24 protein-coding genes are annotated in these 24,025 nt (G+C 72.3%); 15 read left to right on the top strand and 9 right to left on the bottom strand.

Annotated features, from left to right (window positions below; all coding sequences use genetic code 11):
* Positions 1-116: 116 nt before the first annotated feature.
* Positions 117-1,055 carry a M56 family metallopeptidase gene (locus OG389_RS04580; RefSeq protein WP_328297166.1) on the bottom strand — a complete coding sequence of 313 codons (939 nt, stop codon included), beginning with the start codon at positions 1,053-1,055 and terminating at the stop codon, positions 117-119.
* 88 nt (positions 1,056-1,143) lie between these two features.
* Positions 1,144-1,668, bottom strand: coding sequence for a DUF5134 domain-containing protein (locus OG389_RS04575; RefSeq protein ID WP_328297165.1), 525 nt, complete (start codon positions 1,666-1,668; stop codon positions 1,144-1,146).
* 147 nt (positions 1,669-1,815) lie between these two features.
* On the opposite strand from OG389_RS04575, the gene OG389_RS04570 reads away from it, so the two are divergent.
* Complete coding sequence (locus OG389_RS04570) at positions 1,816-2,355, top strand: GNAT family N-acetyltransferase (protein WP_328297164.1); 540 nt, start codon at positions 1,816-1,818, stop codon at positions 2,353-2,355.
* A gap of 51 nt (positions 2,356-2,406) precedes the next feature.
* Here the strand turns inward: OG389_RS04570 and OG389_RS04565 are convergent, their stop codons facing one another.
* A complete protein-coding gene (locus tag OG389_RS04565; protein WP_328297163.1) occupies positions 2,407-3,099 on the bottom strand; it encodes a glycerophosphodiester phosphodiesterase in 693 nt (230 codons plus the stop codon).
* Between the two features lie 193 nt (positions 3,100-3,292).
* Positions 3,293-3,952 carry a PadR family transcriptional regulator gene (locus OG389_RS04560; RefSeq protein WP_328297162.1) on the bottom strand — a complete coding sequence of 220 codons (660 nt, stop codon included), beginning with the start codon at positions 3,950-3,952 and terminating at the stop codon, positions 3,293-3,295.
* A 49-nt stretch (positions 3,953-4,001) separates the two neighbouring features.
* Here OG389_RS04560 and OG389_RS04555 point away from each other — a divergent pair, with 49 nt between their 5' ends.
* The 6 genes from OG389_RS04555 to OG389_RS04530 all read left to right on the top strand — a co-directional run bounded on the left by OG389_RS04555 (position 4,002) and on the right by OG389_RS04530 (position 10,300).
* On the top strand, positions 4,002-5,228 hold the full coding sequence (locus tag OG389_RS04555) for an LLM class flavin-dependent oxidoreductase (RefSeq protein ID WP_328297161.1): 1,227 nt from the start codon (positions 4,002-4,004) through the stop codon (positions 5,226-5,228).
* An 11-nt stretch (positions 5,229-5,239) separates the two neighbouring features.
* Positions 5,240-6,256 carry an alpha/beta hydrolase gene (locus OG389_RS04550; protein WP_328297160.1) on the top strand — a complete coding sequence of 339 codons (1,017 nt, stop codon included), beginning with the start codon at positions 5,240-5,242 and terminating at the stop codon, positions 6,254-6,256.
* A gap of 81 nt (positions 6,257-6,337) precedes the next feature.
* The gene (locus tag OG389_RS04545) at positions 6,338-7,753 is read left to right on the top strand and encodes a DUF6421 family protein (protein WP_328297159.1); all 1,416 of its coding nucleotides are present in this window, start codon (positions 6,338-6,340) and stop codon (positions 7,751-7,753) included.
* Between the two features lie 26 nt (positions 7,754-7,779).
* Positions 7,780-8,541 (top strand): SDR family NAD(P)-dependent oxidoreductase, encoded by a 762-nt coding sequence (locus OG389_RS04540; RefSeq protein ID WP_328297158.1) that lies wholly within the window; start codon positions 7,780-7,782, stop codon positions 8,539-8,541.
* Complete coding sequence (locus OG389_RS04535; protein ID WP_328297157.1) at positions 8,538-9,641, top strand: threonine aldolase family protein; 1,104 nt, start codon at positions 8,538-8,540, stop codon at positions 9,639-9,641. The genes OG389_RS04540 and OG389_RS04535 overlap by 4 nt, the downstream gene beginning before the upstream one ends.
* 59 nt (positions 9,642-9,700) lie before the next feature.
* Complete coding sequence (locus OG389_RS04530) at positions 9,701-10,300, top strand: transglutaminase-like domain-containing protein (RefSeq protein ID WP_328297156.1); 600 nt, start codon at positions 9,701-9,703, stop codon at positions 10,298-10,300.
* Here the strand turns inward: OG389_RS04530 and OG389_RS04525 are convergent.
* On the bottom strand, positions 10,236-11,486 hold the full coding sequence (locus tag OG389_RS04525; RefSeq protein WP_328297155.1) for an MFS transporter: 1,251 nt from the start codon (positions 11,484-11,486) through the stop codon (positions 10,236-10,238). The genes OG389_RS04530 and OG389_RS04525 overlap by 65 nt on opposite strands.
* Before the next feature lie 89 nt (positions 11,487-11,575).
* On the opposite strand from OG389_RS04525, the gene OG389_RS04520 reads away from it, so the two are divergent.
* Positions 11,576-12,136 carry a CGNR zinc finger domain-containing protein gene (locus tag OG389_RS04520; protein ID WP_328297154.1) on the top strand — a complete coding sequence of 187 codons (561 nt, stop codon included), beginning with the start codon at positions 11,576-11,578 and terminating at the stop codon, positions 12,134-12,136.
* A gap of 143 nt (positions 12,137-12,279) precedes the next feature.
* Positions 12,280-13,500 (top strand): alginate lyase family protein, encoded by a 1,221-nt coding sequence (locus OG389_RS04515; protein WP_328297153.1) that lies wholly within the window; start codon positions 12,280-12,282, stop codon positions 13,498-13,500.
* Positions 13,501-13,612: 112 nt separating this feature from the next.
* Here the strand turns inward: OG389_RS04515 and OG389_RS04510 are convergent, their stop codons facing one another.
* Positions 13,613-14,335: a lysophospholipid acyltransferase family protein gene (locus OG389_RS04510; protein ID WP_328297152.1), complete on the bottom strand. Its 723-nt coding sequence runs from the start codon at positions 14,333-14,335 to the stop codon at positions 13,613-13,615.
* Between the two features lie 246 nt (positions 14,336-14,581).
* On the opposite strand from OG389_RS04510, the gene OG389_RS04505 reads away from it, so the two are divergent.
* The 5 genes from OG389_RS04505 (at position 14,582) to OG389_RS04485 (ending at position 19,146) form a co-directional block, all read left to right on the top strand.
* Positions 14,582-14,917, top strand: a complete 336-nt coding sequence (locus OG389_RS04505) for a TlpA family protein disulfide reductase (protein ID WP_328297150.1) — start codon at positions 14,582-14,584, stop codon at positions 14,915-14,917.
* Positions 14,918-15,083: 166 nt separating this feature from the next.
* On the top strand, positions 15,084-15,629 hold the full coding sequence (locus OG389_RS04500; protein ID WP_328297149.1) for a flavin reductase family protein: 546 nt from the start codon (positions 15,084-15,086) through the stop codon (positions 15,627-15,629).
* Positions 15,630-15,829: 200 nt separating this feature from the next.
* The gene (locus OG389_RS04495; RefSeq protein ID WP_328297148.1) at positions 15,830-16,615 is read left to right on the top strand and encodes an electron transfer flavoprotein subunit beta/FixA family protein; all 786 of its coding nucleotides are present in this window, start codon (positions 15,830-15,832) and stop codon (positions 16,613-16,615) included.
* 87 nt (positions 16,616-16,702) lie between these two features.
* Positions 16,703-17,665 (top strand): electron transfer flavoprotein subunit alpha/FixB family protein, encoded by a 963-nt coding sequence (locus tag OG389_RS04490; RefSeq protein ID WP_328297147.1) that lies wholly within the window; start codon positions 16,703-16,705, stop codon positions 17,663-17,665.
* A 182-nt stretch (positions 17,666-17,847) separates the two neighbouring features.
* A complete protein-coding gene (locus tag OG389_RS04485) occupies positions 17,848-19,146 on the top strand; it encodes a DUF6986 family protein (RefSeq protein WP_328297146.1) in 1,299 nt (432 codons plus the stop codon).
* Between the two features lie 114 nt (positions 19,147-19,260).
* Here OG389_RS04485 and OG389_RS04480 read toward each other — a convergent pair whose 3' ends face one another.
* The gene (locus tag OG389_RS04480) at positions 19,261-20,253 is read right to left on the bottom strand and encodes a LacI family DNA-binding transcriptional regulator (protein WP_328303513.1); all 993 of its coding nucleotides are present in this window, start codon (positions 20,251-20,253) and stop codon (positions 19,261-19,263) included.
* Between the two features lie 206 nt (positions 20,254-20,459).
* On the opposite strand from OG389_RS04480, the gene OG389_RS04475 reads away from it, so the two are divergent.
* Entirely contained in the window at positions 20,460-21,500 is a 1,041-nt protein-coding gene (locus OG389_RS04475) for an NUDIX hydrolase (protein ID WP_328297145.1), read from the top strand.
* Between the two features lie 125 nt (positions 21,501-21,625).
* Here OG389_RS04475 and OG389_RS04470 read toward each other — a convergent pair whose 3' ends face one another.
* Together OG389_RS04470 and OG389_RS04465 are read right to left on the bottom strand one after the other, a co-directional pair.
* The gene (locus OG389_RS04470) at positions 21,626-22,342 is read right to left on the bottom strand and encodes an MBL fold metallo-hydrolase (RefSeq protein WP_328297144.1); all 717 of its coding nucleotides are present in this window, start codon (positions 22,340-22,342) and stop codon (positions 21,626-21,628) included.
* A 156-nt stretch (positions 22,343-22,498) separates the two neighbouring features.
* Entirely contained in the window at positions 22,499-23,863 is a 1,365-nt protein-coding gene (locus OG389_RS04465) for a dipeptidase (protein WP_328297143.1), read from the bottom strand.
* Positions 23,864-24,025: the final 162 nt, after the last annotated feature.

Raw genomic sequence — 24,025 nt, 5'->3', positions numbered from 1 at the left:
TCGTCTGTTCGGGGCGACACGGGGGATCGCCCCGAACAGACACCGTCCCCGGCCCCGGGCAGGAAAGAGAGTCCGGGAGGGAAGTCGCCCCGGTGGACCAGTTCCGGCGACAGGCCCTAGGCCAGCGCGCTGAGCCCCGGCCCGAACGCCACCAGCAGGGGGATCGCCGGAGCCAGTGTCGCCAGGGCGGTCAGCCGCATGCGGCGGGCCGGCGACAGGCGGGGTGCGGCCGCCAGCAGCCGACGGACCCGCTGCGGGACGTGCGCCTGTGGGGCGGGGCCGGGGCCGAACAGCCCGCGGTCCTCGTTCAGGCCGACCAGGGCCAGGGCGACGGTGAGGCGCCCGTAGCGCCGCGAGGCCACGTCGTCGGCGGCCAGCTCCACCAGCCGGTGCATCTCCGCCTCGAACGCGGCGAAGACCGGGACCTGCGGAAACCCCCGGGACAGTGCCCGCGAGCAGTGCAGCAGCCAGTCGTGCCGGGCCGCCGCGTGCCCCTGCTCGTGGGCCAGTACGGCGTCCAGCTGACTCCCCTTGAGCCGGCCCAGCGCCGCCGTCGTGACCACCAGCTGCGGAGTCGGCCCCGGCAGCCACCAGCTGTCCGGACGCCGCCCCTCCAGGACGACGAGCCGCACCCCGGCAGCCTCCTCCCCGGGCAGCAGTGGGGCCCGCAGCAGCAGTTCGGCGCCCTGTGCGCGCCGCCGGGAGCGGGCGCGCAGGATCTCCCGGGCCAGCATCGCGCCGGTCCACAACCCACCGCCCGCCAGTGCCACCGCGGTGCAGGCGGCCCAGAGCCCGCCCGCGGCGCCCAGCGCGTACGCGTCGACCACACCACGCGGAGCGACGGCGAACAGCCCGCCCCGGACCGCCTGCCAGGCGGCGGCCGCGCTCAGCGGCATGGACAGCGCGAAGCACAGGAGCACGGCGCCCACCGCGCACTGCCAGACCCACAGGGCGACGACGGGTTCCCGCTCGGTCCATTGGGCCCGGGCGAGCAGACGGGGTGCGAGCACCGCGGTCAGGGCGCCGAGCAGCAGGAGAACGGCGGGGACCATCATGTGCCTCAGCCTATGAGTGTGTGACTACCTGCGGGTATGGTCCGGGGGAAGGGTGACGCAGCACACGTTTGCCCTCCCGGGGCCGGCCTCACATCGTGAGCAGCATCGCCAACATGCCTATGCCCATGGTGAGTCGGCAGGCCCTGATCAGCTCGCCGGGCCCGGCCGGGGTGCCCGGCCCGCCCACCGTGACCAGCCGGGCGCCGCCCAGCACCACGTACCCGGCGTAGTACAGGAGCAGTAGGCCGGTGAGCAGCGGCAGCCCGGATTCCGGCCCGTGCCCGTGGTCGTGGCCGCCGGAGCCCGCCCCCGCGGCCAGTGCCATGTAGACCATGGTCAGCGAGCCCACCAGATGGTGCGCGTGATGCGGGCCGCCGCGCAGCAGCCACACCGCGTGCAGCGCCGCGGCGCAGAAGACCACGCCGAGCACGGGCGTCTGCCACTCGCCGCCCAGTCGCAGCGGCACCGCCATCAAGGCCATGCCGAACCCCATCGCCGCCTCCCCGGCGGCCGGTCCGCCACCGGATCTGCCCGCGCGGCGCAGACAGTACGCGCCGCTCGTCGCGCAGAGCAGGACGAGGAGCCAGGCGGAGACGGAGGCGGAGAGGGACATGGCGGGACCGTGCACGGCGGAACCTCCCGGTTCGTCGGCTTCACCGGAAGAGATGCCCCCGTCGGGCCGACCGCACGCCGCCCGAGGTTAGGCTCTGTACGACCGCAGGAACCACGTCGTACGCATGTGCGCAGAACGGAGCCCTCGATGCCGAGCGCCGACCCCCAGGCCTTGACCTTCCGCAGTGCCGTCGAGGCGGACATCCCGGTGCTCGTGGAGCTCGTCGAGTCGGCGTACCGCGGCGAGTCGAGCCGCGGCGGGTGGACCACCGAGGCGGACTACCTGGACGGGCAGCGGACCGACGCCGACGACGTGGCCCGGATCGTCGCGCACCCCGAGGGCATGCTCCTCGTCGTGGAGCGGGCCGGGGAGATCGTCTCCTGCTGCCACCTCGAACACCGCGGGGACCACGTCTACTTCGGAATGTTCGCGGTCCGCCCCGGCCAGCAGGGCGGCGGCCTCGGCAGGACGGTCATGGCCGAGGCGGAGCGCCGCGCCCGCGAGCAGTGGGCGGCCAAGGAGATGCGGATGACCGTGATCAACGTACGGGAGGAGCTCATCGCCTACTACGTGCGCCGCGGTTACGAGCGCACCGGCGAGCTGAGCCCCTTCCCCTACGGAGACGCGCGGTTCGGCATTCCGCTCCGCGACGACCTGGCCTTCGAGCTCCTGGTCAAGCCGCTGTAGCCGTGCGGGCGGCCACCGGGCCGCCCCCGCCGTCCCACCGCCGCGCCCGCCTCAGGCGGTGAAGCGGCCCGTGGAGCGGATCTCCGGGAAGTCGGTGAGCACGCCGTCGAGTTCGAGGGCCCGCGCCAGGCGCAGCCGCTCCAGGGTGTTGACCGTCCAGCCCGTCACGCGCAGTCCGGCCTCGTGCGCCGACTCCACGGTGTGCAGGGTGAGGTGGGCGATGTTGAGGGCGACCGTTTCCGCACCCGCCGCCACGGCCCGGTGGACCGCCGCCCCGGCGTCCGCCGGGCTCTGGTTCGCGTAGAGCACGGTGCGTACGCCCGGCAGCAGCCGGGCCGTCTCGACGAGCACCTCCTCGTCGAAGGAGGCGGCCTCGACCCGTGCGGTCAGGTCGCGGCGCAGCAGCAGCTCGGTGAACGCCCCGACGGCGGCCAGTTCGTGGACCTGGATCCGCAGTGGGGCCCGGACCGCGTCCAGGACTTCGTCCAGGACGGGCACGTGCTGGCCGTCCCCGGCGTCCAGTTCGCGCAGCTCGGCGAGGGTCAGGTCGGCCACGGCCCCCGAGCCGTCGGTGGTCCGGTCCACTTCGGCGTCGTGCAGGACGACGAGGGCGCCGTCCTTGCTCAGCCGCACGTCCAGGGCGACGACGTCCATGCCGGAACGTTCCGCGCGGACGAACGACCGCAAGGTGTTCTCCGGTTCGACACCCATGACCCCGCGGTGCCCGATGGTGAGGAAAGTCAAGGTTCTCTCGCTTCCGTCGACGGCGGCTCCCCGCGCGGTCGCGGTGTCCCGACCGGCCGCGCGCGCTGTTGAGGACGCATGCTAGTGCGCCGTGCCCGCGATGAAACCGTCTTTGCGGGGCCTCCGCAACGCCGTCCGGCCGCTTCCGGCCCGGCCCGCCGGGGGGCGTGGAGCCCCCGGCGGACCCGCGCGGTCACCCGGGGGTGGGCGCGTCCCCGCTGCCTTGACGCTCCTGCCCGGGGTCGGTCCCCGGCCCCACCCGGTCGGGCGGGGCCGGGTCGCCGTCCAGGCCGTCCAGGTCCGCGAGCAGGGTCCGCGTCAGCTCGAGTTCGGCCAGGTGCTGGCGCTCGCTCCAGCGCAGGGCCAGGGTCGGGAACGCCCAGTCCGGTTCGGCGGCCGCCTGCGCCATGGCCTCGCGTACGGAGGCCAACTCCTCGGTGGTGCGCTCCAGATGTTCCGTCACCATCGCGCGCAGCCGCTCCGGTTCGGCCAAGTGACCGAGCCAGACCCGCAGCAGCAGCCCGTGCTTGAGCACCGGGGGGCCCGCCTCGGCGGCGTCGGAGGCCCAGCCGGCCAACGCCTCGCGGCCGGCGGGGGTGATGCCGTAGCGGCGCTTGGCCCGCACCTCTTCGGGCCCGGAGCGCACGGAGGCCGCGTAGCCCAGCTCCTCCAGGCGGCGCAGTTCGGCGTAGATCTGGCTGATGGCCGGTGACCAGTAGAAGAAGCGCAGGGAGGAGTCCGCCCACTTCTTCAGCTCGTAGCCGGTCCGCTCCCCGGGGAAGGAGAGCAGGCCGAGAACCGCCCACGCGGTCGGCGGTAGCTCTTGCTTCTTCGGCTTCTGACTACTAGTCATATTTCGAATTGAAGTGAGACCTGGCACGGGACGCGACCCTGGAGGCACCGTGAAATTCTCCGTCATCTTCGAGGCTCAACTGGCCGACCCGACCGTGGAACGGGAGCACCAGGTCATCCGCGACTGCGTCGAGCAGGCGGTGCTCGCCGAGCGGATGGGGTTCGACCGGATCTGGGCCGTGGAGCACCACTCCTTGAAGTGGTACGCCCACATGTCCGCTCCCGAGATCTTCCTGACCTGGGTGGCGGCCCGGACCAACACCATACGCATCGGGCACGGCGTCGTGTGCATGCCCTTCGCCTTCAACCACCCCGTCCGGGTCGCCGAGCGGGCGGCGATGCTCGACCTGCTCTCCGGCGGGCGGGTCGACCTGGGGGCCGGGCGCGGCGGGACCGTGCAGGAGACCTCGCTGTGCGGGGTCGACCGGGACCGCACCACGGCGGAGGTCGAGGAGGCGCTGCGGATCATCGGGAAGGCCTGGCGGGAGGAGGAACTGGAGTACCACGGGGAGCTCATCGACATCGATCCGCACCCGATCCTGCCGAGGCCCAGCCAGACCCCGCACCCGCCGCTGTTCCTGGCCTGCAGCCGGGGCGAGACCCTGGTGCAGGCCGCCGAGCTGGGGGTCGGGGCGCTGGTGATGGGGTTCGCGGGGCCCGAGTCCATCGCCGCGATGCGCTCCGTGTACGACGCCGCGATCGCCGGCCGGGACGGCGGCCGCTTCGTCTCCACCGTCGTCAACGACCACTTCTCGGTGCTCTGCCCGACCATCGTGCTCGACGACCCGCAGGAGGCCCGCCGGATCGGGATCCGCGGGCAGCGGTTCTTCGCGCAGTCCATCGGCCACTGGTACGGCGGGGCGGGGGTCCCGGACGAGGCGGTGGTCGCGGGCGCGGACGAGGGTGCCGAGATGCGCAGGGCCGCGGAGCAGGTGGTGGCCCGGCTGCACGAGTTGGACATCCCGGTGCGGCCCACGTCCACGGCCACCTTCAACGCCGACCACGCCTACGGGAGCGCGGACGAGGCGATCGCGTACGTGGAGCGGCTGAGGGAGGCCGGGGCCGACGAGATCATGTGCCTGATCCAGATGGGGACGGTGCCGCAGGAGGCCTGCCTGGAGACGCTGCGGCAGTGGGGCGAGAAGGTCATCCCGCACTTCGCGGACAAGGGCGGCGCGAACGGGCACGGTGTGGGCGGGCGCGGTGTGGGCGGGCGCGGTGCGAACGGGCACGCTGTGGGCGAGCGCGGTGCGACCGGGCGCCGACGGAACGCGTGAGGAGCCCCGCCGTGCCCGGAGCACCCCTCGGCGGCGACCGGCTGGACCCGGCCGCCCGCCCCTACGCCGATGCCATGGCCGCCTTCTTCCCCGACCTCGGGGGCGCCGTCACCGACGCCGCGGAGGCGCGCCGGATCCTGGCCGCCGTCCCGGCCTCCGCCGGCCCGCCCGCCGCGGTCGGAGCCGTCGAGGACCGTGAGGTCCCCGGACCGGCCGGGGCGCCGCCGGTCCCGGTGCGCGTCTACTACCCCGATCCGGAGCGGTGGCCGGGACCCCGGCCGACCGTGGTGTTCTGCCACGGCGGCGGCTGGGTCCTGTGCGACCTCGACAGCCACGACGCCACCGTCCGGGAGCTCTGCCGGGCCTCCGGCGCCGTCTTCGTCTCCGTCGACTACCGGCGGGCGCCCGAGGCGCGGTTCCCCGCCGCGCTCCACGACGCGTACGCCGCCCTGTCCTGGGCCGGCGCGCACATCGGCGAGCTGGGCGGGGACCCGGAGGCCCTGGTGGTGGCCGGAGACAGCGCCGGCGGGAACCTGGCGGCCGCCTCGGCGCTGATGGCGCGGGACCAGCGTGCGTACGGAGGACCGGCCGTGGCGCTCCAGGTGCTCATCTACCCCGCCCTGGACGCCGCGCGGGACACTGTGTCCCACCGGAGCAACGCCGAGGGCTACTTCCTGACCGCGGCGCACCTGCGCTGGTTCTGGGAGCAGTACCTGGGTCCGGACGGCGACGGCGGCCACCCGCTGGCCTCCCCGCTCCGGGGCGACCCGCGGGGGCTGGCGCCCGCGCACGTGCTGGTCGCCGGCTGCGACCCGCTGCGGGACGAGGGTGAGGCGTACCACCATCGGCTGATCGGGAGCGGAGTTCCTTCGGTCCTCGACTCCCACCCCGGGATGTTCCACGGGTTCCTCGCGCTGGCCGGAGTGCTCCCACAGGCCCGCCAGGCCTTGCTGCGGCTGGGTGGAGTCATCGACTCCACACATAAGAACGGGAAGACTTCCGGCGAAACCAGGGGTGACGCAGGATAATTTCCCGGATCTCCTCTTGAACAGGAGAGCCTCGCATGCTTACGCTGCCCTGACGTGAGGTTCTCCTGTGGAGGAAGTGACATGACGGAAACTCTTGTGCCGGGTATCGGCGGTGCCGTGATAACCGCCGGTGGACGGGTGGTGGACCACCCGGCGTGGCCCGAGCTCAAGGCCGCCGTGGAGGAGATCCGGTCCTGGCAGTCCGCCGACGGCTCCATCGACTTCGAGGCCCAGGGGGCGCACGCCCGCGCCGCCGCCCCGGTCGTGGTCCAGCGCGTGATCGCGGCCGTCGAGGAGCTGTCGCCGCTGCTGCCGCACGGGGGCGCGTACCACCAGGCCCTCATCGCCGACCTGCGCAAGTGGGCCGACGGCGGCTTCGGCGTGCCGGACTTCCTCGACTCCCTGCTGGCCTTCCACCCGGCGGCCGAGCGCGCCGACGGGCTGCAGCACCTCGTGGTCTTCCCGATGTACACCCAGAACGGCAACCCGGACCGCAACCTCGAGGCCGTCGTGCTGAAGATGGTGTGGCCCGAGTGGCTCGCCGAGCTGGAGCGCACCCGGTACGACAACCCGCTCTTCCTCGGCATCACCTTCGAGGACTTCACCCCGGGCTACGACACCCACTCCGCGGTGCTCTTCCCGGAGACCATCGCCGTGCGCGAGGCCCCCGAGCGCTTCACCTGGGGCGGCATCTTCTGCGACCGCGAGGCCGCCCGCTACCGCAAGGTCACCGAGGCCGCCGTGGACATCCTGGGCATCGAGCTGCCCGAGGACATCGCCCGCATGGTCGAGGACCAGGAGCGCTGCGAGAAGGCCTTCGTCCTGTGGGACATGGTCCACGACCGCACCCACAGCCACGGCGACCTGCCGTTCGACCCCTTCATGATCAAGCAGCGCCAGCCGTTCTGGATGTACGGCCTGGAGGAGCTGCGCTGCGACCTCACCGCCTTCAAGGAGGCCGTGAAGCTGGAGTCCGAGGGCAACGAGCACGGCCGTGACGTGCAGTACGCCGTCCTCTTCGACCGGATGTTCCGCTTCCCGGTGTCGGGCGACCGCAACCGGAACTACGACGGCCTCGGCGGCCAGCTCCTCTTCGCGTACCTCCACAAGCACGACGTCGTGCGCTGGACGGACAACAAGCTGAAGATCGACTGGATGCGTGCCCCGCAGGTCACCAACCAGCTCTGCGCCGAGATCGAGGACCTCTACCGGGCCGGCATCGACCGCCCGAAGCTCGTCCACTGGTTCAAGGCCTACGACCTCGTCGCCGAGTACCTCGCCCCCCACCCGGGCTCCAAGTGGGCCAAGGGTCCCGACGCCCTCGACCTCACCCAGCCCCCGCGCAAGCTCGTGGACGACGTGCTTCCGGACGAGTTTCCGCTGAGCATGTTCTATGAGGCCCTGGCCAAGAAGCTCAAGGGCGTGATCGCCTCGACCAAGGGCATCACGGCAGGGAACGCCGCGGACCGCGAGAGCACCGCGCGGGTCGCCGCGTGAGCACTCGCCCACAGGAGGCTGCACAGATGAACGGCTCCGGGAACGGAAACGGCAAGCTCCACGGCGCGGTGGTGGCCGTGGCGGGGGCCGGCGGCCCCGCAGGGCGCGCCACCCTGCTCCGCCTCGCCGAGGCGGGCGCCGTCGTCATCGCGTCCGACGCCGACGCGGCGCGGCTCGCGGAGGCCGTGGACGCGGCACGCTACGCCCACGGCGGCGCCACCATCACCGGCGACACCGTGGACCTCCTCGACCTGGACGCCACCAAGGCCTGGGCCGAGCAGACCGAGAAGGAGTTCGGCCGCCTCGACGGCCTGGTCCACCTCGTCGGCGGCTGGCGCGGCAGCACCGGCTTCACCGACACCGACCTCGCGGACTGGGACTTCCTGGAGAAGCTCCTCATCCGCACCGTCCAGCACACCTCGCTCGCCTTCCATGACGGACTGCTTCGCAGTGACCGCGGCCGCTACGTCCTGGTCAGCCAGTCCGGCGCGCACAAGCCGGTCGCCAACAACGCCGCGTACAACGCCGGCAAGGCGGCCGCGGAGGCCTGGACGCTCGCGATGGCCGACTCCTTCCGCAAGCTGGGGGGCGACGACGGTCCCGGAGCCGCGGCTGCGATCCTGGTCATCAAGGCACTGGTGCACGACGCGATGCGCGCCGAGCGTCCCACTGCGAAGTTCGCGGGCTTCACCGACGTCAAGGAGCTGGCCGAGGCCATCGCCGGCGTCTGGGAGCGGCCCGCCCCCGATGTGAACGGACAGCGTCTGTGGCTCACTCCCCAACCGTGAAGACCGCTGCCGTGAGGACCGCGATCAGGAAGTCCGAAGCGAAGACCGACGCCCGCCGGCACCACGACCCGGCGGTGCGCGGCTTCGCCAGCGACAACTACGCCGGGGTGCACCCGGAGGTCCTGGCGGCGATCGCGCTGGCCAACGGCGGCCACCAGGTCTCCTACGGCGACGACGAGTACACCGAACACCTGCAGAAGGTCTTCCGCAGCCACTTCGGTGCGCACGCCGAGGCCTACCCGGTCTTCAACGGCACCGGCGCCAACGTGACGGCCCTGCAGGCCCTCACCGACCGCTGGGGCGCGGTGATCTGCGCCGAGTCGGCGCACATCAACGTCGACGAGGGCGGTGCGCCCGAGCGGATGGCGGGCCTCAAGCTGCTCACCGTCCCCACTCCGGACGGCAAGCTCACCCCCGAGCTCATCGACCGGCAGGCCTGGGGCTGGGAGGACGAGCACCGGGCGATGCCGCAGGTCGTCTCGATCACCCAGAACACCGAGCTCGGCACGGTCTACACCGTGGACGAGATCCGGGCCATCTGCGAGCACGCGCACGGCAAGGGCATGAAGGTCCACCTCGACGGGGCCCGGATATCCAACGCGGCGGCCTCGCTCGATGTGCCGATGCGCGCCTTCACGAACGCGGTCGGCGTGGACGTGCTGTCCTACGGCGGCACCAAGAACGGGATGATGGCCGGCGAGGCCGTCGTCGTGCTGAACCCGGACTCCGTCCGGCAGCTGAAGCACATCCGCAAGATGTCCATGCAGCTCGCCTCCAAGATGCGCTTCGTGTCGGTGCAGCTCGAAGCGCTGCTCGCGAAGGACCTGTGGCTGCGCAACGCCCGGCACGCCAACGCGATGGCGCGGCGGCTGGAAGCCGGGGTGCGCGCGACGGACGGGGTGGAGATCCTCTACCCGGTGCAGGCCAACGCGGTGTTCGCGCGGCTTCCGCACGAGGTCACCCGGCGGCTGCAGGAGCGCTACCGCTTCTACTTCTGGGACGAGATCGCCGGCGACGTCCGGTGGATGTGCAGCTACGACACCCAGGAGGAGGACGTGGACGGCTTCCTCCAGGCCCTCAAGGAAGAGCTGGCCCGCTAGATCAAGTACGTCATAAATCTATAGGCATGCAGAGCTCTGCATGAGTATGCTCCTGGATCATGGAATTGATCCAGGAGCATACTGACGATGCCGCCTATCTGGCGGCCGACGAAGCGGTCGATCACGACCATCCACTAGTCCATGAGACCGCCGATGCCCTGTGGACCGCCACGGGCGACGCATATTCATACGCCAAAGTCGCCTTCGAGTTCGTCCGCGACACCATCCCGCACAGCGCCGACTCCGGGGACGACCGCGTCTCCTGGCGCGCCTCCGACGTCCTGAGCACGCGCAACGGCATCTGCTACGCCAAGTCCCACGCACTGGTCGCCCTGCTCCGCGCCGGGGGCATCCCGGCCGGGCTCTGCTACCAGCTCCTCGGCGACGACGACGGGTCGAACCTGTTCCTCCACGGCCTCGTCGCCCTGCGCCTGCCCGGCGGTGACGGCTGGTCCCGGGTGGACCCGCGGGGCAACAAGCCCGGCGTGGACGCGCAGTTCATCCTGGACCGCGAACAACTGGCCTTCCCGGTCCGCCCGGAGCTCGGCGAGATCGACTATCCCGGGCTGTACGCGGCTCCGCACCCGGCCCCGCTCAAGGCGCTCCAGGAGGCCGCGGACCGGCCGCAGTTGTGGCGGAACCTGCCGACGGGGCTGTAGCGGCGGGGCCACCGGCCGCGGCCGCCTTCCCTGCGGTGCCGCCCGCGGTCACCAGGATGTGCAGCAGTGCGGCGACCAGCTGCAGGGCCGCGATCGCGAGCAGCAGCGTCCAGGGCGGCGCGTCGGCGGCGAGCCCCACGAGGGCCGCCCCCGTCGACGCGGCCGTCACCTTCAGCCCGGCGCCCAGGGTGAACACCTGCGTGCGCACCGCGTCGGGCGCGAACTCCGAGCGGATCCGCAGGGTGGCCGTCAGCAGCGGCCCGTCGCACACGCCGGCCGCCGCGAACGCCGCCGCCGTCAGGGCGACGGACGGGGTGAACGCGGCCGCCGTCAGGGCCGCCCCGGTCCCCGCCATGGCCCAGCGGGCCAGCCGGCCCGGGGGCACGGACGTGATCCGGCCCAGAGTCAGGGAGCCGGTCAGGGCGCCCAGGGCGAAGGCCGTCATCAGCACCCCGCCGCCGCCCGGGCCGCCGAGCGAGCCGGCCAGCAGGACCGAGGTGACGGTGAGTGCCCCGAGGCCCAGGAAGGCCAGGGTCGTGGCCGAGGTGACGGCCCGCAGTTCCCGGATCCGCCACAGGGCGGCCAGCCCCGCGCCCAGCCCGGCCCGGGGCGCACCGGTGCGGGGACCCGGGCTCCCGTACGGAAGGGTCGCCGCCAGTACGGCCGACAGCGCGCCGGACGCGGCCAGCAGGGCCATCGCGGGTCCGGCCGAGCCGACGGCCGCGACCAGGCTCACGGCCGCCGGGGCCGTGACCCCGGCGCCGTTGTAGGTCGAGGCGTCCCAGCCGTACGCCCGGTCGCGTGCGGGACCGGCCGGGACCAGCCCCGCCACCAGGCTGGACAGCCCTCCCGTCACCATCGGCCCGCAGGAGCCGCCGAGCACGGCGACCAGCAGCACCACCGGCGTCGGGGCCCGCCCGAGCAGCACCGACAGGGCCGCCACGGCCGCAGTGAATCCCGCCAGGGCGCCCACGTGGAAGAGCCGGGGCCGGCGCGACCTGGCCGCGGCGGCGCCGGCGAGCGGAGCCGCCAGTACGTGCGGAGCCAGCCAGGCGGTCAGGACGAAGGCGCCGTGCGCCGCGCTCCCGGTCCGCTCCAGGGCGAGCAGGACCACCGCCATGCCCATCCCCTCGGAGGCGAACCGCGCTGCCAGCGCGGCGGCGAGGTACCGCCCGAGCCCCTGCATCCCCGGCCCCTCCCGGTCGATCTCCCGATGTAACGTGATGGAGGAAGAAGACGTTACGCCATCCGGGTGTACGGCGAAAGGATCGCGGCATGGCTGACTCCGGGTCGGGATTCTCGGCGGCCCAGCGACTGGTCGACCTCGCCGAGGCCGTCCGTGCGGTCCCCGAGCTGCCCCGCGCCGAGCTCGTCGCGCTGCTCGCGCGGCACGGGGAGCGGCCCGGCGACCTCACCGCCGAGGTGTTCTCCGAGGCCGACGCGGCCGCGCTGCGCGCCGCCGCCCGGCGGATGGGGGAGGTGCTCGGCGAGAGCGGCGAGGACCGCGCCGCCCGGGCCCTCAACGCCCTGTTCGAGGAGTACGCCACCTGCCCCCGGCTCACCCGGCACGACGGCCACCCCTGGCACCTGCACGTGGACCGGGGGGAGGGGGCCGGCTGGGACGGCTGGTTCCTGGCCTCGGGCGCGCTGGTGCTGGCCGGGCTGCTCACCGTGCACGGGCGGGTCGCCTGGGGCGCCTGCGCCGCCGAGGGGTGTGGCCGGTACTTTCTGGGTGCCGGGCCCGGCAGTGCCCGCCGCTACTGCTCCCACACCTGTGCCACGCGGGCCAGGGTCGCCGCCCACCGGCGCCGGAAGCGCGCCGAAGGGGCGCACTGACGGCGGGTTTCGGTCAATAGGAAACCTTCCTGCCTGACATCGTTGTCAGCGTGGCCCACGCATGAGTATCTTCGGCCCCAGGATTCCCCCCACGGACCCTCGGCAGGACCCCCACCCCCCCACCCTCCGACCGGAAGGCGCTCATGCGTTTCGGAGTCCCCGCGGGGCTGTTCGCCACGGCCCTCGGCCTGCTCACGACCCTCACCCTCGCCCCCACCTCCGCCGCCCACGCCGGAACCGCCCCCAGCACCCCCACCACCCCGGCCCTCGCCCCCACGGCCTTCGCCCACCCCGGAGTCCTGAACAGCCGTGCACAGCTGGACTTCGTACGGTCCGAGGTGCAGGCCGGACAGCAGCCGTGGAAGGCGGCCTTCGACGACATGCTGGCGAGCCGGTACGGCTCGCTGTCCCGGACACCCAAGCCCCGGGCCGTCGTCGAATGCGGCTCCGGCTCCAACCCGGACCTCGGATGCTCCGACGAGCGGGAGGACGCCATCGCGGCCTACACCGACGCGCTCGCCTGGTACATCACCCGCGACGACCGCTACGCGAAGAAGTCGATCGAGCTGATGGACGCGTGGTCCGCCCGGATCAAGGACCACACCAACAGCAACGCCCCGCTCCAGAGCGGCTGGGCGGGCTCCACCTGGCCGCGCGCCGCCGAGATCGTCAAGCACGCCTACACCGGCGGTTGGCCGAACCAGGGACGCTTCGCCACCATGCTGCGCGAGGTGTACCTGCCCGAGGTGATCGGCGGGAGGCCGAACAGCAACGGCAACTGGGAACTGATCATGATGGACGCGGCCGTCGGCATATCCGTCCACCTCGACGACCGCGCGAACTACGACAAGGCGATGTCGCTCTACCTCGGGCGGGTGCCCGCCTACTTCTACCTGGTCTCCGACGGGCCGCAGCCGAAGTACCCGCCGCGCTCCACCGTCGACAGCCGGAGCGAGCTGATCGACTACTGGCACGGCCAGAGCACCTTCGTGGACGGCCTGGCGCAGGAGACCTGCCGGGACTTCGGCCACACCGGGATGGGGATCGCGGCGACGATGCACGTCGCCGAGACCTCGCGCATCCAGGGGCGGGACGTCTACCCGGAGTTCAAGGACCGCTTCCGGTACGCACTGGGCTTCCACGCCAAGTACGAGCTCGGGGAGGCCGTCCCCTCCTGGCTGTGCGGCGGCAGCGTGGCCAAGGGGCTGGGGCCGGCCACCGAGGTCGGCTACAACGCCCTGCACACCCGGCTCGGCGTCGCACTGGAGAACACCCGCAGGCTCACCGAGGGCCGGCGGCCGGCGGGCACCGAGAACCATTTCGAGGCGTGGGAGACGCTGACCCACGCCGAGAACCCGAACTGACGGCCACGGGAACCGAGGATGCGGCCCCGCCACCCGGCGGGGCCGCATCCGTGCGCAAGGCCCAGTCGCGGGGAGGGCTCAGCCGCGCGGCAAGTTCACCCGGAGGAGAGTCTCAGCCGGCTTCCTTGACCTGGGCCGCGGTGGGAGCCGTACCACCGAGGTGGGCCGGCAGCCACCAGGAGTCCTCGGTGCCCTTGGGCTTGCCCGGGTAGGCGCTCTGCGCCGCGTCCAGGAGCTCCTGGACGCGCTCGCGCAGCCGGCGGGTGATGGCCCCGGCGTACTGGTCGGTGGGGGCCTCCAGCGGCTCGCCCACCCGCATCGTCACGGGGATGTGGCTGCGCTTGAGGTCCTTCGGGCGCCCCTTGGTCCACAGCCGCTGCGTACCCCACAGCGCCACCGGGATCAGCGGGACTCCGGCCTCCTGCGCCATGCGTGCCGCACCGGACTTGAAGCTCTTGAGCGTGAAGGACTGGGAGATCGTCGCCTCCGGGAACACGCCGATGATCTCGCCGGCGCGCAGTGAGTCGAGCGCGTGCTGGTACGCCGTCTCACCCTGGGCGCGGTCGACCGGAATGTGCTTCATCGCGCGCATCAGCGGGCCGGAGACCTTGTGCCGGAACACCGACTCCTTCGCCATGAAGCGCACGAGGCGCTTCTGCGGGCGGGCGGTCAGCCCTGCGAAGATGAAGTCGAGGTAGCCGATGTGGTTCGACACCAGGACCGCCCCGCCCTTGCGCGGGATGTTCTCGGTGCCCTTCATGTCGATGCGGACGTCGAGCGCGCGGAACAGCGCGTGCGCGGCTCCGATGACCGGGGGGTAGACGAGCTCAGCCATGGTGGGGAGACCCCGCTTTCTGCCTGGAGGTGCTCCCGGCCGGAAGTTACGGCAGCGTAGGTACGCGGCCATGGGGATCGTGCCCCATACGCGAGCCGCAGGCCAGCCCAGACGCCCGTACCTGGCGAGATTCTCATCACGCCGGGAATGCGGCGCGCCATGGGGGCGCTCGGATCAGCGTACGACCGTACCGGGATGATGGACGAGTACCCGTACGGGTAGGGCGATGCGGCGACGGGAGCACGTGTGCGCGGGCACGAGCGGGACGAGGGTGAAGGAGTGCTGGGCGTCGCCGAGTTGGGCGCCGAGCTGGGGGAGCGGGCCAGCCTGGTGCAGTTCTCCAGCGCCTTCTGCCAGCCCTGCCGGGCCACCCGGCGGATCCTTGACGAGGTCACGGCCATGGTCGGGGGCGTCGTGCACATCGAGATCGACGCGGAGAAGAACCTGGACCTCGTGCGGGCCCTGGGCATCGAGAAGACCCCGACCGTACTCGTCCTGGACGCGGCCGGCCGGATCGTGCGGCGGGCCGCCGGGATGCCGCGCAAGGCAGACGTGATCGCCGCCCTGGGCGCCGCCGTATGACGGGTCCGGCGGGCGGGCCCGCGACGGCCGGTGAGCCGGTACGCGCGCCCGTACGCAGCGTGACGCGCCCTACATCTGTCCGTTGAGGCTTGACTGTGTACACGGGAGATCGACAGGCTTGCGATATGCGGTATGAACTCCTGCTTTACGGACGGGGCACCCCTTCATGACGGCTCCGGCGGCTCCGTCCCCCCGTTCCGGCACCGGCCTGCCCGGCTCGCCCGACCTGTTGCGCTCGGTGTTCCGCCGGCATGCCGCGGGCGTCGCCGTGATCACCGCCGAGAGCGGTGGCCGGCCGGTGGGCTTCACCGCGACCTCCCTCAACTCGGTCTCCGCCGACCCCCCGCTCCTGTCGTTCGCCATCGGTACCGGGTCCTCCAGCTGGCCCGCGGTACGGGACTGCGACCACATCGGCGTCCACATACTCGGTGAGCACCAGCGGGACCTGGCGGGGCTGTTCGCCCGGAACGGGGCCGACCGCTTCGGGCCGGCGACCGACTGGGCGCCCGGGCCGTACGGGGTCCCGGTGCTGGACGGGGTGCTGGCCTGGCTGGTGTGCCGGGTGGTCGCGCGGGTGCCGGCCGGCGCCCACCGGGTGATCATCGCCGAGGTGGCCGCCGGGGAGCCGGTGGGGGACCCCGTGGGTGATCCGGCCGGGGAGGGCCGTCCGCTGCTGTACCACCGGGGGCGCTTCAACGCGTTGCGCGACTGAATCGTCCCTGCTGGGGCCGGTTCCGCCGGCGTTGGCCAGATCACAGTTCACCGGCCTTGCAACCTGGCGGGACCCGCTGTGTACTGACGAGTAACATTCCCAACGGAGCGCGGGCCGCCCCGGCGGGAACGGCCCGAGATGGCGCCTATGCTGCCTGAACAAGGCGGTACCAGAAATGTCGATGCGGTAGGAGAGCCGGCGTGAGCCTGAGGATCGTTGTCTGTGTGAAGTACGTGCCCGACGCCACTGGCGACCGGCAGTTCACCGAAGACCTGACCGTCAACCGTGACGACGTCGACGGCCTGCTGTCGGAGCTCGACGAGTACGCCGTCGAGCAGGCGCTGCAGATCGCCGACGAGGCCGACGACGCGGAGATCACCGTCCTGACGGTGGGCCCCGAGGACGCGAAGGACGCGCTGCGCAAGGCGCTCTCGATGGGTGCCGACAAGGCCATCCACGTCGAGGACGACGACCTGCACGGCAGCGACGTCATGGGCACCTCGCTGGTGCTCGCCAAGGCGATCGAGAAGGCCGGGTACGACCTGGTCATCACCGGTATGGCCTCGACCGACGGCACCATGGGTGTCCTCCCGGCGATCCTGGCCGAGCGCCTGGGCGTCCCGCAGGTCACGCTGCTCTCCGAGGTCAAGGTCGAGGACGGCGTCGTGACCGGCCGCCGCGACGGCGACACGGCGAGCGAGCAGCTGGAGGCCTCCCTCCCGGCGCTCGTCTCGGTCACGGACCAGTCGGGCGAGGCCCGCTACCCGTCCTTCAAGGGCATCATGGCCGCCAAGAAGAAGCCGGTGGAGTCCTGGGACCTGGAGGAGCTGGAGATCGAGTCCGACGAGGTCGGTCTCGAAGGCTCGTGGACCGCGGTCGACTCCGCGACCCAGCGTCCGGCCCGCACCGCCGGCACGATCGTCAAGGACGAGGGCGAGGGCGGCAAGTCGCTGGCCGCCTTCCTTGCGGAGCAGAAGTTCATCTAGAGCTGTCTGGCCGGCCAGAAGTTCATCCAGAGCTTCGATCACCTCTCAAAGCCCCCTGACTACTTCGCATGCGCAGGAGCATCCCCAATGGCTGAAGTCCTCGTCTACGTCGACCACGTCGACGGCGCCGTCCGCAAGCCCACTCTCGAACTGCTGACGCTGGCCCGCCGCATCGGCGAGCCCGTCGCCCTCGCGCTCGGCCCGGGCGCCGAGGCCACCGCCGCCGTACTCGCCGAGCACGGTGCCGTCAAGGTCCTCACCGCCGACGCCTCCGAGTTCTCCGACTACCTCGTCGTACCGAAGGTGGACGCGCTCCAGGCCGCCTACGACGCCGTGTCCCCGGCCGCCGTGCTCGTCCCCTCCTCCGCCGAGGGCAAGGAGATCGCCGCGCGCCTGGCCGTCCGTATCGGCTCGGGCATCATCACCGATGCCATCGACCTGGAGGCGGGTGACGAGGGTCCGGTCGCGACGCAGGCCGCGTTCGCCGCGTCCTTCAGCACCAAGTCCCGCGTCTCCAAGGGCACCCCGGTCATCACCGTGAAGCCGAACTCGGCCCCGGTCGAGGCCGCCCCGGCCGCCGGCGTCGTCGAGGCGCTCGCCGTCACCTTCGGCGCCCTGGCCACCGGCACCAAGGTCACCTCCCGCACCCCGCGCGAGTCGACCGGCCGCCCCGAGCTGACCGAGGCCGCGATCGTGGTCTCCGGCGGCCGCGGCGTCAACGGCGCCGAGAACTTCCACATCATCGAGGCGCTCGCGGACTCCCTCGGTGCGGCCGTCGGCGCCTCGCGCGCCGCCGTCGACGCCGGCTGGTACCCGCACTCCAACCAGGTCGGCCAGACCGGCAAGTCGGTCTCCCCGCAGCTGTACATCGCCTCCGGCATCTCGGGCGCGATCCAGCACCGGGCCGGCATGCAGACCTCGAAGACCATCGTGGCCATCAACAAGGACGCCGAGGCCCCGATCTTCGACCTCGTCGACTACGGCGTGGTCGGCGACCTCTTCGCGGTCGTCCCGCAGCTGACCGACGAGATCAAGGCGCGCAAGGGCTAGTCCCGCCCGCAGGCGCTGACCTGCGAGTAAGTGGTCTCCGGGGCCGTGTGGTGTTTCTCACCGCACGGCCCCGAGTCGTTTGTCCAGGACGGCCGAGGGACCATTGACTGAGCGGAACCCCGTGACTAAATTCTGTAATGCGGATCTAAGATTCCGTGAAGCGGAAAAGAGGAGAGTGCACGATGGGTCAGCAGGAGAAGGTGGCGACGAGCCTCGCAGGCGCGGTCAGCGAGGGCATCAGCGCTTCCCTCAAGCCGGTGGACGCGGAACTCGCGCGCCACTACCCGGGCGACCCCGGCACCCGTCAGCCCATCCACACGGTCTACGTGCCCGGTGACGTCTTCGCCGAGGACACCATCCGCTCCTGGGGCGACCAGGCCCTCGCGGCCCTGGACGAGCACGCCCCGGACGCCGCCACCTTCGCCAAGGTACTGGGCATCTCCGACGAACTGGCCGTCCCGGTCTACGACCGCGTCCGCGCCAAGCTCGCCTCCGAGCCGATCGAGGACCTCCGCGTCGACTTCGAGGACGGCTTCGGCGTCCGCTCCGACGAGGAGGAGGACCAGGCCGCGGCCCGCGCCGCCCGCCTCGTCGCCGAAGCCTTCTCCAACGGCACGAACGCCCCGTACATGGGCATCCGCATGAAGTGCATGGAGTCCAACGTCCGCGACCGCGGCATCCGGACCACCGACATCTTCCTCTCCGGCCTGCTGGCCCACGGAGGCCTGCCCGAGGGCCTCGTCCTGACCCTGCCCAAGGTCACGTACCCCGAGCAGGTCACCGCCTTCGTCAAGCTGCTGGAGGCCTTCGAGACCGCCCGCGGCCTGCGCCCGGGCCGGATCGGCTTCGAGATCCAGATCGAGACCAGCCAGTCCATCCTCGCCTCCGACGGCACCGCCGCGGTCGCCCGGATGATCGAGGCCTCCAAGGGCCGCGCCACCGGCCTGCACTACGGCACCTTCGACTACAGCGCCTGCGTCGGCGTCTCCGCCGCCTACCAGTCGAGCGACCACCCCGCCGCCGACCACGCCAAGGCGATCATGCAGGTCGCGGCCGCCGGCACCGGCGTACGCGTCTCCGACGGCTCGACCAACGTCCTGCCGATCGGCACCACCGAGCACGTCCACGAGGCCTGGAAGCTGCACTACGGCCTCACCCGGCGTGCCCTGGCCCGTGCCTACTACCAGGGCTGGGACATGCACCCGGCGCACCTGCCGACCCGCTACGCGGCCGTCTTCGTCTTCTACCGCGAGGGCCTGGAGACCGCCGCCGCACGCCTGAAGGCGTACGTCGCCAAGATCGAGGGCGACGTCATGGACGAGCCGGCCACCGCGAAGGCGCTGGCCGGCTATCTGGTCCGCGGCCTCGACTGCGGAGCCGTCGGCACCGAGGAGGTCACCGCCCTCACCGGTCTGACCCGCGCGGAGCTCGACGCCTTCGCCATCCCGCGCCGCTCGGCGACGCTGACGGCGACCGCCTGAGCGGTCGGGTTCCGACAGCCCCCGTACGAGGCCCGGCCGGTCTGCCCCCGGCCGGGCCTTTCGGTTCGGCCCGTGCCGCGACGCTGCACACGGCCGTCCCCGTGCCGCGCGGACTCATCCGGTGGTCTCCGGCGGGATCTCGCCCGAGCCGCGGGGGATCAGACGGGTGGGGAGCTCGATCCGGGCCGGGGCGAGGTCCGCGCCCGCGAGGCGTTGGAAGAGGCGGTCCGTGGCCACCCGGCCCAGGGCCGCCGCGTCCTGGGCGATCACGGTGATGCCGGGACTGAGGAGGTCGGCGAGTTCGAAGTCGTCGAAGCCGACCAGTGCCACCGGGCGGGGCAGGGCCGCCAGCACGCGTACGGCCGTGACCGTCACGCGGTTGTTGCCGGCGAAGAGGGCGGTGACCGGGGCCGGGCCGGCGAGCATCGAGCGGGCGGCGGCCGAGACGCGCTCCGGGGCCGTCGCGCCGAGGGAGATCCAGGATTCGGCGACCGGCAGACCGGCATCGGCCATTGCCGCGCGGTAGCCCCGTAGCCGCTCGGTCGCCGTGTGGATGTGCGGATGGTCGCCGATGAAGCCGATCCGGCGGTGGCCGCCCGCGATCAGGTGGGCCACTCCGTCCCGGGCACCGCCGAAGCTGTCGGACAGGACGACGTCCGCGTCGATCCGGCCCGCCGGGCGGTCCACGAACACCGTGGCCACCCCGGCCCGGATCTCCGGCTCCAGATAACGGTGGTCGTCCCCGGCCGGGATGACCACGAGGCCGTCCACCCGGCGGGCGCACAGCGCGAGCGCCAACTCCCGCTCCCGCTCCGGGTCCTCGGCGCTCGAGCCGTTGATGAGCAGCGCGCCGTGGGCGCGGGCCACCTCCTCCACGGCTCGGTTGAGGGGCCCGTAGAAGGGGTCGGAGAGGTCCTCCAGGACCAGGCCGACGGTGGCGGTACGGCCCTTGCGCAGGACCCGCGCGCTGTCGTTGCGGCGGAATCCGAGCGCGTCGATGGCGTCCTGGACCCGCTTCTCGGTGTCCGGGGTGACTCCGGGCTCGCCGTTGACCACGCGCGACACCGTCTTCAGGCCCACGCCGGCCCGGGCCGCCACGTCCTTCATGGTCGGCCGGTTGCCGTAGCGGGGCTCGGGCGGGCGGCGGGTGTGCGGCACGGGTCGAACCTCCGGGTGGGCGAGCGCTGTGGCGGTGCGGGCCCGGCGGTGTGGACAGGGCCCTGACCTTGAGGATAAGCACTCGGCGGGGCGGTGGGGTTTCCGTGGCAGGGTGGTGCGGGCAAGCCCTTGGGGGCATCGGGAGAGGGGTAGACGTGATTGTCTGGATCAACGGCACTTTCAGCGCCGGGAAGAGCAGCACGGCACGTGAACTGACCGGTCTGCTGCCGGACAGCACCTTGTTCGACCCGGAGTTCATCGGCGACGCGCTGCGCGTGCTCCTCCCGCGCAAACGGCTCGCGGAGGTGTCCGACTACCAGGACCTGCCGAGCTGGCGGCGGCTCGTCGTGGACACGGCCGCGGCGATGCTCGGGGAGCTGGGCGGGGTGCTGGTGGTTCCGATGACGCTGCTCCGCCAGGAGTACCGGGACGAGATCTTCGGCGGGCTCGCGGCGCGCAGGATCCCGGTGCGGCACGTGCTGCTGGCCCCGGAGGAAACGATCCTTCGGGAGCGGATCGCGACCCGTGAGGAGCCCGGCTCCGCGGCGGACGTGGACCTGCGGGTGCGGCAGTGGGCCTACGACCACATACCGGTCTACCAGCACGCGTTGGGCTGGCTGACGGCCGACGCGCACGTCATCGACAACGGGACCCTGACCGTACGGGAGACGGCGGAGCGGATCGCCGAGGCCGTACGCACCGACGCGGCCCGGGTCTGCGACATCGTGCAGACCCCGCAGCCGACGCGCGAGACGGTGGCGGCCGGGGTACTGCTCTTCGACGACGAGGACCGGGTGCTGCTGGTGGATCCGACGTACAAGGCGGGGTGGGAGTTCCCCGGCGGAGTCGTCGAGGCGGGCGAGGCACCGGCGTGCGCCGGGGTCCGGGAGGTCGAGGAGGAGCTGGGACTCGTACTGGAGCGGCTCCCGGAACTCCTGGTCGTGGACTGGGAGCCGCCCGGGCCCCCGGCGGGGTACGGGGGACTGCGGCTGCTGTTCGACGGCGGTCGGCTCCCGGCGGCGCGGGCCGCGACGCTGCGGCTGCCCGGACCGGAGCTGCGGGCATGGCGGTTCGTGACGGAGGAGGAGGCCGCGGAACTGCTGCCGCGGGCGCGGTACGAGCGGCTCCGGTGGGCCCTGCGGGCGCGGGACCGGGGGCGGGCGGCGTACCTGGAGGCAGGACAGCCTGTTCCCTAGTGCTGTCCTGTCCTGTCCTGTCCTGTCCTGTGCTGCGCCGTGCCGGGAGCCGTGACCCGGTGACCGTCCGCGCAGGCGGCGCCCGCCCCCGGCGCGGTGCAGGCGCCCCCCGGTAGGGCTGGAGCTCAGGTGACGTCCGTCGGATCGGCGGACGCCGCCTCCGCCGCCGCCAGCAGGACGGCCGCGGTGTCCGAGGTCAGGGGGTCGCCGTGGCCGAAGCAGGCCACCGAGGGTGACAGGGAGGCCAGCCGCCGGAAGGTGTCGACGGCCCCGGCACGGTCGACGTTGAAGACGCCCAGCATCACCTGGCCGACGGCTGCGACGCAGTCGCCCGTGAACAGCACGCCGTGCGCCGGGAGGTGGACACCGATGCTGCCCGGGGTGTGGCCCGGGGCGTGGACGACGACCGCGCCGTCGCCGAAGGGGAGTACCTCGCCGTCCACGAGCTCCCGGTCCACCCGGGTCGCCGGCGCCTCAGGGAGGTTCGCCAGGGCGTGTGTGTACAAAGGGAGTTCCCAGTCCAGCAGTACGGGCTCCGGGACCGGCCGCTCCCCGCGGATCACCGGCGCGTCCAGTACGTGCGCCAGCACCTCCGCGCCCCAGCGGGCGGCGAGTTCGCCCGCGCCGCCGGTGTGGTCACCGTGGCAGTGGGTGAGGACGATCCGCTCCAGCCGCTCCGGCCGCAGCCCGAGGGAACGTATCGCCCCCTCGATCGCGGCCGCCGATCCGGCGTGGCCCGCGTCGATCAGGGTCAGGGCCCCTCCATCGCGCCAGAGATAGGCCTGGCCGATGGGGAAGCGGAGCATGTGGAGCCGTTCGGGGATGACTTCGACGAGATCCATGCCCCGAACGTAACCGGGCGGATCACGCCTCGGGTGGTGCTGCGCCGAGAGCGGAGTTCGCCCGCAGCGGAGCCCCAACAGCTCCCCAACAGCTCCCCAGCAGCCCCCCCCCCGACGGCCTTCGGCCGGCCGCCGGGGAGAACCACCGACACGGCGTCAGGCGCGCTTGGACGCGGCGTAGTTGAGGAGGAAGAGCGCCTCCGTGACCGACAGTCGCTCGAGCTCCTCCGGGGAGACGCTCTCGTTCACCGCGTGGATCTGCGCCTCCGGCTCGCTCAGGCCGATGAGCAGCATCTCCGCCTCCGGGTAGAGAGACGTCAGCGTGTTGCACAGCGGGATCGACCCGCCCATGCCGCTGATCTGCATCTCCTGGCCCGGGTAGGCCACCGCCATGGCCTCGGCCATCGACGCGTACGCCGGGCTGTCGGTGTCCGCCTGGAACGGCTGGCCCTGGCCGACGACTTCGAGCTCCAGGTGTGCCTTCCACGGGGTGTGCGCGACCAGGTGCGCCTCCAGCAGCTTGATCGCGTCCGTGGTGTCCACGCCCGGCGGCACCCGCAGGCTCACCAGCGCGCCCGCGCTCGCGTGCACCGACGGGGTCGCACCGACCAGCGGAGGGGAGTCGATGGCCAGCACGGTGACCGCGGGGCGGGCCCAGATCCGGTCCGCGATCGCGCCCCCGCCGATCAGCTCGACCCCGTCCAGCACCTTCGCGTCGGAACGGAAATCGGCCTCCGGGTACTGGAGTCCCTCCCACACCGCGTCCGAGGACAGCCCGTCGACCGTGGTCGACCCGTCGGGCGCGCGCAGCGAGGCCAGCAGCTGGATCAGAGCGGCCATCGCGTCGGGGGCGGCACCGCCGAACATGCCGGAGTGCAGATTGCCGCCCAGGGTGTCGATCTTGACCTTCAGCAGGCACATCCCGCGCAGGGTCGCGGTGACCGTGGGCAGACCCGTACGGAAGTTGCCCGCGTCACCGATCACGACGGCGTCGGCGGCCAGCAGTTGGGGATGGGCGCTCGCGTACTGCTGGAGCCCGCCGGTGCCTTGCTCCTCGGAACCCTCGACGATCACCTTCACGTTCACCGGGACGCCGCCGTTGGCCTTCAGGGCGCGCAGCGCGAGCAGGTGCAGGATGAACCCGCCCTTGCAGTCGGCGGTACCGCGGCCGTACCAGCGACCGTCGCGCTCGGTCAGCTCGAAGGCGGGGGAGACCCAGGCCGCGTCGTCCAGCGGGGGCTGTACGTCGTAGTGCGCGTACAGCAGAACGGTCGGGGCGTCCGCCGGGCCGGGCAGGAACCCGTACACCGACTGGGTGCCGTCCGGGGTGTCGAGCAGCGCCACGTCCTCGAAGCCCTCGGTGCGCAGCGCGTCGGCCACCCAGTTCGCGGCGGCCTGGCTCTCGCTCTGGGGGAACTGTGCCCAGTCCGCCACCGACTGGAAAGCCACCAGCTCGGACAGCTCCTGCTTGGCGCGGGGCATCAGCGAGGCGACGGTCTCGGCGATCGGATGAGACGGCATGGGCACGCTCCTCTTGGGTGCGACGTTGGTGTACGTGTACGCGTCCCGCATTCGCGGGGTGGGCGTATGCGGGCTACGGCAAAAGACTCTCCCGATCCTCGCACAACGGGGCAGTCGCTCTCGCGCCGTAGGATTTCCCCGGCATCGGAGCAACGGCATGAA

Origin of the sequence: Streptomyces sp. NBC_00435 (assembly GCF_036014235.1) — a bacterium.
Taxonomy (GTDB): domain Bacteria; phylum Actinomycetota; class Actinomycetes; order Streptomycetales; family Streptomycetaceae; genus Streptomyces.
This window is presented reverse-complemented; position numbering and strand designations above follow the sequence as displayed.